This is a genomic window from Vibrio splendidus, from assembly GCF_003345295.1.
Lineage (GTDB): Bacteria > Pseudomonadota > Gammaproteobacteria > Enterobacterales > Vibrionaceae > Vibrio > Vibrio splendidus_K.
Genome location: NZ_CP031055.1, coordinates 3137433 through 3149532, shown reverse-complemented (window position 1 = coordinate 3149532; position 12100 = coordinate 3137433). Strand labels below are relative to the sequence as shown.

Sequence of the window (12100 nt, the reverse complement as noted above, 5' to 3'; positions counted from 1 at the left end):
AGGGGTTTTGTGGACTCAAAGACAGACCTTGAATGCGTTTGAAGAGAAATAACTTTTAGATAAGCTTTCCGAATTTTAAAATTTGCTTGGCGACCATAGCATTGTGGACCCACCTGATTCCATGCCGAACTCAGAAGTGAAACACAATAGCGCCGATGGTAGTGTGGGGTTTCCCCATGTGAGAGTAGGACATCGCCAGGCTTTAAATTAAATCTTTAGGTTGACCGACCTGGAGATATGGACGCTCACTTAGTGAGTTGACCACTGCGGAGTGGTAGTTCAGTTGGTTAGAATACCGGCCTGTCACGCCGGGGGTCGCGGGTTCGAGTCCCGTCCACTCCGCCACTTATTCGATAACCTCGCCTAGTGCGAGGTTTTTTCGAATCTGAAGTAATAAAAAGTTTTAGGGGTGTAGCTCCAATTGGCAGAGCAGCGGATTCCAAATCCGCGTGTTGGGAGTTCGAATCTCTCCACCCCTGCCATATTTAAGGCTCTAGCAGAAATGCTAGAGCCTTTTTGCTTTCTGAATCTAATATACGCCATTAGCAAAGCAGCGGATTCTCCGATTTACCAAAATAGCGCGTGTTGGGAGTAGAAACCTCCACCCTGCCATATCAATGCCTCAGCAGAAGTTCTGTTTTTTACTTTATATTTGTTCGATTTTTAGTCGATAGTTCCTGCTTTTAATAAAACCTAGCCTTAAAAGTGTAAGTGCTTACTTATCCCAGCCTCTTTTATAAACAATCAACAGCACAATCCCCACTTCTTTATGAGAATTATTCTCAATATTTTGTTACATTTTGGTCGTTATTACTAAAAGGCAACGAATATGGATATCTCCCGTCGTAAGTTTATTCAATCATCTCTCGCTATATCAGCACTCACTGTTCTACCCGCTTGCTCAATTAACCGGTCAGTTGATGAGCAAGGAAAGTATGTTTATGACTTAACTGCAGAACCTTCAACAGCTGAGTTGGTGACGGGATTTAATACCAATGTTTTAGCCTTTAATGGACAGATCCCTGCTCCGACGATTCGATGTCGGCAGGGTGAAAAGGTCACGATCCGCTTTACGAATAAGCTATCAGAGCCGACGACTATTCATTGGCATGGTTTAAGAATTCCTATCGAAATGGATGGGGTTCCCTTCTTAAGTCAGCCACCGATCATGCCAGGTGAAACATTCATTTATGAGTTTACGCCGCCAGATGCTGGCACATTTTGGTATCACCCACATATGAATAGTGTCAAGCAGCTTGGTATGGGCTTGGTTGGTCTAATTATCGTTGAGGAGAGCATCCCAGTACAGTTTGATGAAGAACACGCACTGATGCTTAAGCATTGGCACATCGATAAACAGGGTCAATGGAAAGACTTAATGATTCCACGACTAAGTGCTCGTATGGGTACTCCAGGAGAGTGGAGTAGCGTCAATGGTGTTCATGAACCTGTATACCAATTAAAGCAGCATGCAACGACTCGACTGCGTATCGCGAATGTCGATAATACGATCACTTATCCTATTGCTGTCGAAGGGGCTGAGGCATGGGTGATTGCCATTGATGGTAATCCTGTAAAGACGCCATATAAACTGACTCAACATAAAATCGGCCCAGGGATGCGCGTGGATATTGGACTGATAGCGCCCAAAGTAGGCGAGCGAGTTAATGTTCTTCAAATGAAGGGCCGCTTTCCTTTCTCTTTATGTGAGTTCGAGGTAGTAGATTCCCCCCTTACTGAAGGGCGTTTATTGCCATTGTTACCTCTTAACCCGGTACCTAATCTAGATCTTGCTAATGCTGAAGAGATCGATTTTGTGTTCGAGTGGGAAGGTGCGGTATCACCAGTTTCTAAAGATGGGAAATCGATGCCTAAGTTTTGGCTTACTAATAAAAGAGCATGGGAAGGGATGAGCAAAGACAATATTCCTGAGCCGTTGACGACTTTAGAGTTAGGTAAGACTTACATATTCGATCTAAAGAACGTCACCCAATACCATCACCCGATCCATATTCACGGTCATACATTCACTGTATTGGAACTTGATGGGAAGAAAGTTGAAGAGCCTTTCCATACCGATACAGTGTTACTTGGAAAAAACGGCCGAGCTAAAGCTGCATTTGTTGCAGATAACCCTGGCCGCTGGATGTACCACTGTCATGTTATAGAACACATGAAAACGGGTTTAATGGGATACATTGAAGTTAAGTGACACCTGTAACGTTTAATATTTGCGCATGCATTCTTAGTTTCTACCCTCGCTTTTATCGGCGTTAAAGCTAGAATATAGGGATTATTGTTTGGGAGGATTCAATGGGTCAGTTATCTATTCTAGGTTTTATCGCCATCGGTGGCGCGTTTGGTGCTTGTTCACGTTACTTGATTTCAGAGTTATGCGTTGTGATGTTAGGACGTGGTTTTCCTTACGGTACGTTGACTGTTAACGTGATTGGCTCTTTGATTATGGGATTGCTCATCGCCGCGTTTGAAAACGAGATGGTCGCGACGGAACCGTGGAGACAAATCATCGGTCTTGGTTTCCTAGGAGCACTGACTACATTTTCTACGTTTTCTATGGATAACGTACTTCTTATGCAGCAGGGCGCTTTCTTTAAGATGGGACTCAATGTGCTACTCAACGTGGTACTCAGTATTTCAGCCGCATGGATCGGCTTCCAACTTTTGATAAAGTCTTAAAACTTTCTTACGATTTGTTAACAACTCGGCTTGGTTTATCCAAGCCGTTTTTATATACTCGATCGAACTTGTCGGAGTGCCATATGGCTGAGACCGTTAACTCGGGATCCGTTGAACCTGATCAGGCTAATACCTGCGAAGGGAACAAGAGTAGATATCTAACTAGAATCCTTCTAGAGATCTATCTCCAGATCACAACTGTATTTCTTACCGTGATCCCTCTTGTAGCATCTAATCCGTCAAGCATTTTTATCCCTATAAATAATGGCTAAAAGCCAAGGAAAAATGCTATGTCGACTCGTAAACAAGCAAGACTGGAAGCGAAGAATTTCATTGATTCTTTATCCGTACAACCCTATCCAAACTCAAAAAAAGCTTACATCCAAGGATCTCGAGAGGACATTCAAGTCCCTGTCCGAGAAATATCACTCGCTGATAGCCTTGTTGGTGGTACCAAAAAAGAGCCTGTATTCGAACCTAATGTACCTATTCAAGTTTACGATACCTCCGGTGTTTATACAGACCCTACACACGAAATAGACCTGTATAGCGGTCTTCCTAAGTTGCGAGAGCAATGGATTGAAGAGCGTGGTGATACGGAACTGTTAGACGATGTAAGCTCTGTTTACACCAAAGAACGTTTAGAAGACGAAACCCTAGACGACCTTCGCTACGGCAACCTACCTAGAATTCGCCGTGCTACAGACAACCAATGTGTTACCCAATTGCATTATGCTCGTCAGGGCATTATCACGCCTGAGATGGAGTACATTGCCATACGTGAGAACATGGGACGTCAGAAGTTCGCTGATGAGCAGCTTAACCATCAACACCCTGGCCATAACTTTGGCGCAAACCTGCCGAAAGAAATTACTCCTGAGTTCGTGCGTAAAGAGGTTGCAGAAGGTCGAGCTATTATCCCTTCAAACATCAACCACCCAGAATCAGAACCTATGATTATTGGCCGAAACTTCTTAGTGAAAGTGAACGCCAATATCGGTAACTCTTCAGTAAGCTCTTCGATTGAAGAAGAAGTTGAGAAGCTAGTATGGTCAACTCGTTGGGGGGGCGATACCGTAATGGATCTCTCAACTGGCCGTAATATCCACGAGACTCGCGAGTGGATTCTACGTAACAGTCCAGTGCCGATTGGTACGGTTCCTATGTATCAGGCGCTTGAAAAAGTGAATGGCGTAGCCGAAGACCTTAACTGGGAAGTGATGCGCGATACCTTGATTGAACAAGCAGAGCAAGGTGTTGACTACTTCACTATCCATGCTGGTTTGTTGCTTCGCTACGTTCCGATGACGGCTAAACGTGTGACCGGTATTGTTTCTCGTGGTGGTTCTATTATCGCGAAATGGTGTCTTGCTCATCACCAAGAAAGTTTCCTTTATACCCACTTCCGAGAGATCTGTGAGATCTGTGCGAAGTACGATGTTGCACTGTCCTTGGGTGATGGCCTACGTCCTGGTTCTATTGCAGATGCCAATGATGAGGCTCAATTCTCGGAGTTACGTACTCTAGGTGAGTTGACTAAAGTGGCTTGGGAATATGATGTTCAGGTGATCATTGAAGGCCCTGGACATGTACCAATGCACCTGATTAAAGAGAATATGGACGAGCAGTTAGAGCACTGCCATGAAGCGCCTTTCTATACTTTAGGCCCATTGACGACAGATATTGCCCCTGGTTACGACCATATTACCTCTGGTATTGGCGCGGCCATGATTGGTTGGTACGGCTGTGCGATGCTCTGTTATGTCACCCCTAAAGAGCACCTAGGCTTACCAAATAAAGAAGATGTGAAGACTGGCTTGATTACTTACAAGCTAGCAGCACACGCAGCGGACCTCGCTAAAGGACATCCGGGCGCACAAATCCGAGATAATGCATTATCAAAGGCACGTTTTGAATTCCGTTGGGAAGACCAATTCAATCTAGCTTTAGATCCTGAAACCGCGCGTTCTTTCCATGATGAAACTCTGCCACAAGAGTCGGGCAAGGTTGCTCACTTCTGCTCAATGTGTGGACCTAAATTCTGCTCGATGAAGATTTCTCAAGAAGTTCGAGAGTATGCGAAAGACACCGAACAAGTAGCCGCGGATCAGGCTATCGAGATTAAGATGCTAGATAACCCGTTGGAAGGGATGCGTCAAAAATCACAAGAGTTCCGTGATACTGGTTCTGAACTTTACCACCCTGCAGTCGGCGCAAAAGAAGCTCAACTAGAGGAATAATGACAGTGAAGATTCTCATCCCATCTCAAAATATTGAGTTAACGGGAGAGGTGCAGAACTGTCTATTGGTTGCTAAGCGACAAGGCTTAGCAACCGATGCGGTTGAGTTGGGTGTAAGCCCAACTCAATACTTCTCTATCGTTGATTCTCAGCAGGCGTTATCTATTGGCTTCGCTCATGATCTTGATTCATTGGCAGAGTGTAAGTTAGCGGAACTGAACCATGTTGTTGATTACAGTAATTCAGTCGCGTTAACTGACGTTTGTGATGCCTTTACACAAACTCCGGATACCATCTATATTGGTGTCTCAGATGATTCAGCTGTACTGGATATTTGGTCACACCTGGATGCTAGCCGTGCTATCAAGAGTGACACTACAGCTCATCAGGAGTTAGATAATCGCGGCCACTTTGCTTGGTTACTTACTTTGTTGGCGCTGGAATTCCCATTAGAAGACGCACTAGTTTTAGCTCGCGCAGCGTCCAATGTTTCACGTGGAACATGGCCTGCACATTACCAAAACTTTCCTATCCCTGTTCTTGAAGATCAACGATTGGACATAAGCGTAGGTTGGGTTAACCAAGGGACATCACTTTCTTTTCCTGAGTTGAGTAAGAGTAGCCTCGGTTTATACCCAGTAGTTGATGATGTTGAGTGGATCGAAAGATTGCTCAAGCTTGGAATCAACACTGTCCAACTACGTATTAAGAACCCGCTGCAAGCGGACTTAGAACAACAAATCACACGATCTATCGAGCTTGGTCGAGAGCATAACGCTCAAGTTTTTATCAATGATTACTGGCAGCTTGCACTCAAGCATGACGCTTTTGGTGTTCATCTGGGGCAAGAGGATATTGAAGAATCAAACCTCTCACAGTTGAGCCAAGCGGGTATAAAGATTGGTTTATCGACTCACGGCTATTACGAGTTACTGCGCATTGTTCAAATTAACCCAAGCTATATTGCGCTGGGCCACATCTTCCCAACAACAACTAAGCAGATGCCATCAAAGCCTCAGGGTTTAGTTCGTTTATCTCTGTATCAACAGCTGATTGGTACTATCCCATACACAAAAGAACTCATTGGTTATCCGACGGTTGCTATTGGTGGTATTGACCAATCGACAGCTGAGCAGGTGTGGGATTGTAGGGTGTCGAGTTTGGCGGTTGTTCGTGCGATTACATTAGCGGAAGACCCTAAAAAGGTGATCGAATTTTTCGAAAAACTGATGGCGTCTAAACCTCCAGCTCTCAAAGAAGAGGTTATGCAGGAGCCTAGCTATGCTGAGTGACTTTGAATTTATTCGTTATCAACGACAAATTGCGTTACCTGAAGTCGGTGAACAAGGGCAACGAAACCTATTAAATAGCCATGTGTTAGTGATTGGTTGTGGTGGCTTAGGTAATGCTGCGGCTCTTTACCTTGCAGCTTCTGGTGTTGGAAAGATCGTGTTGGTTGATGATGACTGTGTGGATTCATCTAACCTGCAACGACAGGTCGCGTTCAAAGAAATTCAGTTAGGTTCGCCTAAAGTCGAAGCTTTGAAGCAACAACTGAGCGAGCTCAATAGTCGCAGCCAAGTAAGAACCATCAATCAGCGAATGAGTGAAAGCCAACTTGAATTAGAAGTCATGTTGGCTGATCTCGTGTTGGATTGTACTGACAACTTCGCGTCACGCCAGCAGGTTAACCGAGCTTGTTTTAAAGCTAATACACCTTTGATATCGGGTTCTGCAATCGGCTGGAAAGGTCAATTTATTGTCTTTGATTATCAGAACCAGCAAGGGTGTTATCACTGCCTTTTCCCGTTTGAGCATCATCCACAAACAACGCGTTGTAGTGATAGCGGCATTATTGGTCCAGTGGTTGGAACGATAGGTAACCTTCAAGCTCTTGCTGCTATTCAGCGTATTAGCAGTGGCGAGTTTAAAGTCGCAACGCATCAGCTCAAACTGTTCGATGGCCAGACCATGAACTGGCAAAACCTAATGGTCACGCAAGATAGCGAATGTCCGGTTTGCAACACAACTGCGATCCAACACCCAGAAGAAGAAGCACAATGAGCCACATAACTATTTCAATAAACGAGCAACCAGAGCAGGTCGCGCAATCGTCGTCTCTCTCAGACATCATCCAAGCACTGTCGCTACCTGATTTAGGGTGTGTGTTTGCTATCAATAATGCGGTTGTACCACGCAGCCAATGGCAACAAACCATCGTCCACGAAGGCGATTCTATCTCTCTTTTCCAAGCTATTGCAGGGGGCTAACCATGTTAACCATCGCAGATAAAACGTTTCAATCACGTCTGTTCACTGGAACAGGCAAGTTCGCAAACAAGTATTTGATGGCGAGTGCTATCGAGGCTTCCGGTTCTCAGCTGGCAACCATGGCGCTAAAGAGAGTCGATATTCGTTCTGAGCAAGATGATATTTTACAGCCAATTATTGATGCTGGCGTTAATCTACTTCCGAATACCTCTGGCGCGAAGAACGCGAAGGATGCGATTTTTGCCGCACACTTGGCTCGTGAAGCACTAGGTACTAACTGGTTAAAACTTGAGATTCATCCGGATCCAAAGTACTTGATGCCAGACCCAATCGAGACACTTAACGCTGCTGAGCAACTAGTGAAAGATGGATTTGTTGTGTTGCCTTATTGCCACGCCGACCCTGTCTTGTGTAAGCGCTTAGAAGAGGTAGGTTGTGCTGCTGTGATGCCACTCGGTGCACCGATTGGTTCTAATAAGGGAATCGCGTCAGCCGACTTCCTAGAGATCATTATCGACCAAGCGAATGTCCCTGTGATTGTTGATGCGGGGATTGGCGCGCCATCGCATGCTGCTCGTGCAATGGAAATGGGCGCAGACGCTGTGTTAGTGAATACTGCGATTGCGGCTTCTCAACAACCCGTCGATATGGCGATTGCCTTTAAGCTGGCAGTTGAAGCAGGTCGTATGGCTTACCTTGCTGGTCTCGCTGGTCAGGTATCTCACGCGGTTGCTTCCAGTCCGTTAACTTCATTTCTAGACGAGTAATATTGCCATGACGTTTGTTGATCGATTTAAACAGCTCAACTGGGATGACATTGGTATGTCTATCTTCAGTAAAACGGCAGCGGATGTTGAACGTGCTCTGAGTAAACCCAAACGCGATCTAGAAGACTTTAAGGCTCTGATCTCTCCGGCGGCAGAACCTTACTTAGAGCAGATGGCACAACAATCGTTGGCGCTAACTCGCAAGCGGTTTGGCAATACGATGTCGCTTTATATTCCTTTGTACCTATCTAACCTGTGCGCTAACGCGTGTACGTATTGTGGTTTTTCAATGGAGAACCGTATCAAGCGCCGCACGCTTACTTTGGATGAAATCGATGCCGAAAGTGCGGCTATCAAAAAGATGAAGTTTGATAGCGTTTTGTTGGTCACTGGTGAGCATGAAACTAAGGTCGGGATGAATTACTTTCGACAGGTGTTGCCGAATATCAAAAAGCAATTCAACTACCTTGCGATGGAAGTGCAGCCACTTGATCAACAAGATTACGCCGAACTTAAAACTCTCGGTTTAGATGCGGTGATGGTTTATCAAGAGACCTATCAACCAAGGACCTACGCTGAGCATCATCTACGTGGCAATAAAATGGATTTTGAATATCGTCTTGAAACTCCCGATCGCTTGGCAAAGGCGGGTATTGATAAGATAGGTATTGGTGCTTTGATTGGTTTGGAAGATTGGCGAACCGACTGCTTCTTTGTTGCTGCTCATTTAGATTATCTGGAGCGTACTTATTGGCAGACACGTTACTCGATTTCATTCCCACGTCTTCGCCCGTGTGAAGGTGGGGAGTCTAGTGGAGGCTTACAGCCTAAGTCGGTCATGAACGATAAACAGCTGGTTCAGCTTATCTGCGCATATCGACTCTTGAATCCTGAGGTCGAGTTATCTCTATCTACTCGTGAGTCGGCAACCTTCCGCGATAACGTGCTGCCATTAGGGATCACGAGTATGTCGGCGGCTTCTAAAACCCAACCTGGTGGTTATGCTTCGGGTGAGGAAGAACTCGAACAGTTTGAGATTAGCGATGAGAGAAGTGCAGCCGATGTTGAGTCGATGATTCGCCAACGTGGTTTCGACCCGGTGTGGCGTGATTGGCACAGTGCCTATTCTGGTTAATCAATGTTTGGTTGATGTTCCACGTGAAACATCGACGAGGTTCTATCGACAAACAAAAACGGCTACCTTTAGGTAGCCGTTTTTCTATTTAACTTAGCAAGTTCGTTTTGGTTCAGTTAACAGCTTAGCGAAGCATTAAGCGTGAGCTAATGGTGTCGTTGATTGGCGTAGCCATTCCAACGTATCACCTTCAACTAGTGGACTAACGTCGTTCCATACTTTCTGATGGTAGTCGTTCAGCCATGCCAGTTCAGGTCGTGTTAGCAAATCAACATTGATGTTGCGCTTATCGATAGGGCAACGAGTTAGTGATTCAAACGTCAGTACAGAGAAGTCACCCTGAGTTGGCAGCTCAACAACCAGTTCTAGGTTCTCGATGCGGATACCAAATTCATCAGCACGGTAGTAACCCGGTTCGTTTGATAACACCATACCTTCAACTAGAGGCACGTCGATCAACTTCTTAGAGATGCTTTGCGGTCCTTCATGAACACTTAGGAAATGACCAACACCGTGGCCAGTACCGTGGTCGTAGTCGAAGCCTTCTGCCCATAAGTGCTGACGCGCTAGGATATCCAGTTGGAAACCACGAGTACCTTGAGGGAAACGTGCACGTGCAATGCCGATGTGACCTTTTAGTGCGAGAGTGAACTGCTGAATCATTTCGTCGCTTGGTTGGCCAATCGCGATAGTACGAGTGATGTCGGTTGTACCATCTAAGTACTGGCCGCCTGAATCGACTAGGTACAAAGTATTCAGTTCTAACTGACCTGGTTCAGGTTGGTTCTCATGGTTGTAGTGACACATAGCTGCGTTTCCGCCTGCTGCTGAAATCGTGTCAAAACTTAGGTCCATCAGCGTTGGGTCCTGCTCACGGAACGACTGTACTTTGTCAGCCAATACCGCTTCGTTGTGCAGGTTACCTTGTGTGACTTCTGCATCAATCCAAGATAGGAATTTCGCCATCGCCACACCATCACGAATGTGACACGCTTTCATGCCGGCAATTTCAGTTTCGTTTTTAGCGGCTTTTGGCATGAGACATGGGTCTGCTGCTTCAATAATATGAGCGCCAGCGTTTTGAAGAACAAGCGTATACCAAGCATTGCTTGTACCTGAATCGACAGACACATTTTTGTTTTCTAAAGACTGAAGGCGCGCTTCAAGCTCTGATGGGTGAGAAACTCGAATACCATTACCAACGTGTGCTTCAAAGCCTGCTGGGATGCGTGCTGGGTCTAGGAAGAAATCGACGCTTTCATCAGCGTGAATGATTGCATTAGACAGCACAACAGGTAGGCGAGATACGTCCAAGCCACGAATGTTAAGCAACCAACAGATTGAGTCTAGCTCGGTAAGGATAGCGGCGTCTGCACCTTTTGCTTTTAACAAGCCAGCAATCTCAGCGCGCTTACTCTCGCTTGATTGACCAACGGCGTTTGTTGCCATTAGGCGCACATCAGACACGACAGGCTCAGGACGATCAGACCAAAGCTCATCAATCGGGTTTGCTGATAGCGTTGTGAGCTCAACTCTCTCTGCTAGTTTTGCTTGTGCGCCTTTCAACCAAGCGGCAGTGTGCATGCGTGGGTCGAATGCAACCTTACTGCCTTGTGGTAATGAATTGACGATCCAATCTAAAGCTGGTTCTTCAATAAGGTGGCGATACTCAAATAACTCTGCTGGCACCTGCTTACGAACCTGAACGGTATAGCGACCATCAACAAAAATAGCAGCAGTTTCACGAGTAATAACAGCGGCACCTGCAGAGCCTGTGAAACCTGTTAACCAGTGAAGTCGCTCGTTATGAGCTGGAACGTATTCACCTAGATATTCGTCTTCGTGTGGAATGATAACGGCATCTAGGTTGTTTGTTTCAAGCCAAGCTCGAACCGCATCAACGCGTTCAGCAGTGATATTGTGCATCTGTGTTTATCCTTATTGTTAGGGTCCTTGTTAACACTCACAGTCGATATATATGCGAGGGGACTTATTAGGTCAATAAGCTAGCGCTTTTGTTCGTTTGCTGCAAACGCTGTACGCCATTTTTATCTAAGGTGCAGAGTTTTTTCTTTGATGATATCTCGCAGCCAAGTTAACGCTGGGTCATTTTCTCTGTCACGGTGCCAAAACAGAGTGTATGCCATCGGTGGGAATTCCATAGGTAAAGGAACAACCACTAAGTCGAGTTGCTTGGCGACGAGGTAAGTAAAATGGCTTGGTGCGGTAAACACAAAGTCGGTGTAGGTACATAGGCTTGCGGCGCTATTGAAGTCTGGAACAGAAATAGCGATATCTCGCTGATGACCAAGATCAGCCAGTTTGTAGTCGAGCAGCCAGCGGTCGTTACCATCACATCTTACTTGTACATGACGCTGCGCAAGGTAGGTTTCCAGATCCCATTTACCGCTCAGAGCAGGGTGGTTGCGTCTTAACACACACATCTGTGCATCACGGTAGATCTCTTGTTCGCAGATGTCGTCTGGCGGCAGCATGGTTAAACGCGCATCGTTGATGTCGATGTCTTTGCCGGTGAGTCCGATATCTAACTCACCAAGCTGCAGCTTCTTAAAGGTTTGCTCCGTCCACGCATGGGTGTTGATATTAACCTTAGGCGCTTGTCGAAATATCGCCGGTAAGAAGTGCGGAAGAATCAGAGGATAAACACTCTCAACGGCAGCAATGTGAAAGCTGTGGTCGCTATTGTTGGGTATGAATGTCTCAGGCTGAGTGAGAACATCAAGTTGGTTGATCAACGTTTCTAACCGAGGCTTAAGGAAAACAGCTTTCGGTGTTGGTCGTAGGCCATGAGCACTTCGTGTAAAAAGGGGGTCATTAAATTGTTCACGAAGCTTGGCTAGCGACTTACTCACCGCTGACTGGCTCAAGCATAATCGATGTGCAGTGCGAGTGACACTCAGCTCTTCCATCAGCACCTGCAAGCAAACCAATAGATTGAGGTCGAGGCGTGATAGTTTCTCGATATTCATG

At 45.9% G+C, this 12100-nt stretch carries 10 protein-coding genes, 2 tRNA genes, 1 rRNA gene and 1 riboswitch; of the genes, 11 read left to right on the top strand and 2 right to left on the bottom strand.

What is annotated here, in order from left to right; all coding sequences use genetic code 11:
- Positions 1-85 precede the first annotated feature (85 nt).
- The 11 genes from rrf (at position 86) to thiH (ending at position 9109) form a co-directional block, all read left to right on the top strand.
- Positions 86-201, top strand: a 5S ribosomal RNA gene (gene rrf, locus DUN60_RS14125).
- Between the two features lie 67 nt (positions 202-268).
- Positions 269-345, top strand: a tRNA-Asp gene (locus DUN60_RS14120).
- Between the two features lie 60 nt (positions 346-405).
- Positions 406-482, top strand: a tRNA-Trp gene (locus tag DUN60_RS14115).
- Positions 483-829: 347 nt separating this feature from the next.
- Positions 830-2212 (top strand): multicopper oxidase family protein, encoded by a 1383-nt coding sequence (locus DUN60_RS14110; RefSeq protein WP_114634132.1) that lies wholly within the window; start codon positions 830-832, stop codon positions 2210-2212.
- A gap of 101 nt (positions 2213-2313) precedes the next feature.
- Positions 2314-2697: a fluoride efflux transporter CrcB gene (crcB, locus tag DUN60_RS14105; RefSeq protein WP_004736665.1), complete on the top strand. Its 384-nt coding sequence runs from the start codon at positions 2314-2316 to the stop codon at positions 2695-2697.
- Positions 2698-2759: 62 nt separating this feature from the next.
- Positions 2760-2858: riboswitch (TPP riboswitch) on the top strand.
- A gap of 129 nt (positions 2859-2987) precedes the next feature.
- Complete coding sequence (gene thiC, locus DUN60_RS14100) at positions 2988-4937, top strand: phosphomethylpyrimidine synthase ThiC (RefSeq protein ID WP_114634131.1); 1950 nt, start codon at positions 2988-2990, stop codon at positions 4935-4937.
- Complete coding sequence (locus DUN60_RS14095) at positions 4937-6229, top strand: thiamine phosphate synthase (RefSeq protein ID WP_114634130.1); 1293 nt, start codon at positions 4937-4939, stop codon at positions 6227-6229. Before thiC ends, DUN60_RS14095 begins: the two co-directional genes overlap by 1 nt.
- Positions 6219-7001, top strand: coding sequence for a HesA/MoeB/ThiF family protein (locus tag DUN60_RS14090; protein WP_114634129.1), 783 nt, complete (start codon positions 6219-6221; stop codon positions 6999-7001). Before DUN60_RS14095 ends, DUN60_RS14090 begins: the two co-directional genes overlap by 11 nt.
- Positions 6998-7207 carry a sulfur carrier protein ThiS gene (thiS, locus tag DUN60_RS14085; protein WP_114634128.1) on the top strand — a complete coding sequence of 70 codons (210 nt, stop codon included), beginning with the start codon at positions 6998-7000 and terminating at the stop codon, positions 7205-7207. The genes DUN60_RS14090 and thiS overlap by 4 nt, the downstream gene beginning before the upstream one ends.
- A gap of 2 nt (positions 7208-7209) precedes the next feature.
- On the top strand, positions 7210-7974 hold the full coding sequence (locus DUN60_RS14080) for a thiazole synthase (RefSeq protein ID WP_114634127.1): 765 nt from the start codon (positions 7210-7212) through the stop codon (positions 7972-7974).
- A gap of 7 nt (positions 7975-7981) precedes the next feature.
- Positions 7982-9109: a 2-iminoacetate synthase ThiH gene (gene thiH / locus DUN60_RS14075; protein WP_016789614.1), complete on the top strand. Its 1128-nt coding sequence runs from the start codon at positions 7982-7984 to the stop codon at positions 9107-9109.
- 135 nt (positions 9110-9244) lie between these two features.
- Here the strand turns inward: thiH and DUN60_RS14070 are convergent, their stop codons facing one another.
- Positions 9245-11035 carry an aminopeptidase P family protein gene (locus tag DUN60_RS14070; RefSeq protein WP_114634126.1) on the bottom strand — a complete coding sequence of 597 codons (1791 nt, stop codon included), beginning with the start codon at positions 11033-11035 and terminating at the stop codon, positions 9245-9247.
- A gap of 122 nt (positions 11036-11157) precedes the next feature.
- Complete coding sequence (locus DUN60_RS14065) at positions 11158-12099, bottom strand: LysR family transcriptional regulator (protein WP_012605070.1); 942 nt, start codon at positions 12097-12099, stop codon at positions 11158-11160.
- Between the last annotated feature and the right edge of the window lies 1 nt (position 12100).

Excerpts from the sequence above, each read along its gene's own strand:
- DUN60_RS14110 (WP_114634132.1), top strand. The coding sequence starts at position 830 with ATGGATATCTCCCGTCGTAAGTTTATTCAATCATCTCTCGCTATATCA.
- crcB (WP_004736665.1), top strand. The coding sequence starts at position 2,314 with ATGGGTCAGTTATCTATTCTAGGTTTTATCGCCATCGGTGGCGCGTTT.
- thiC (WP_114634131.1), top strand. The coding sequence starts at position 2,988 with ATGTCGACTCGTAAACAAGCAAGACTGGAAGCGAAGAATTTCATTGAT.
- DUN60_RS14095 (WP_114634130.1), top strand. The coding sequence starts at position 4,937 with ATGACAGTGAAGATTCTCATCCCATCTCAAAATATTGAGTTAACGGGA.
- DUN60_RS14090 (WP_114634129.1), top strand. The coding sequence starts at position 6,219 with ATGCTGAGTGACTTTGAATTTATTCGTTATCAACGACAAATTGCGTTA.
- thiS (WP_114634128.1), top strand. The coding sequence starts at position 6,998 with ATGAGCCACATAACTATTTCAATAAACGAGCAACCAGAGCAGGTCGCG.
- DUN60_RS14080 (WP_114634127.1), top strand. The coding sequence starts at position 7,210 with ATGTTAACCATCGCAGATAAAACGTTTCAATCACGTCTGTTCACTGGA.
- thiH (WP_016789614.1), top strand. The coding sequence starts at position 7,982 with ATGACGTTTGTTGATCGATTTAAACAGCTCAACTGGGATGACATTGGT.
- DUN60_RS14070 (WP_114634126.1), bottom strand. The coding sequence starts at position 11,035 with ATGCACAATATCACTGCTGAACGCGTTGATGCGGTTCGAGCTTGGCTT.
- DUN60_RS14065 (WP_012605070.1), bottom strand. The coding sequence starts at position 12,099 with ATGAATATCGAGAAACTATCACGCCTCGACCTCAATCTATTGGTTTGC.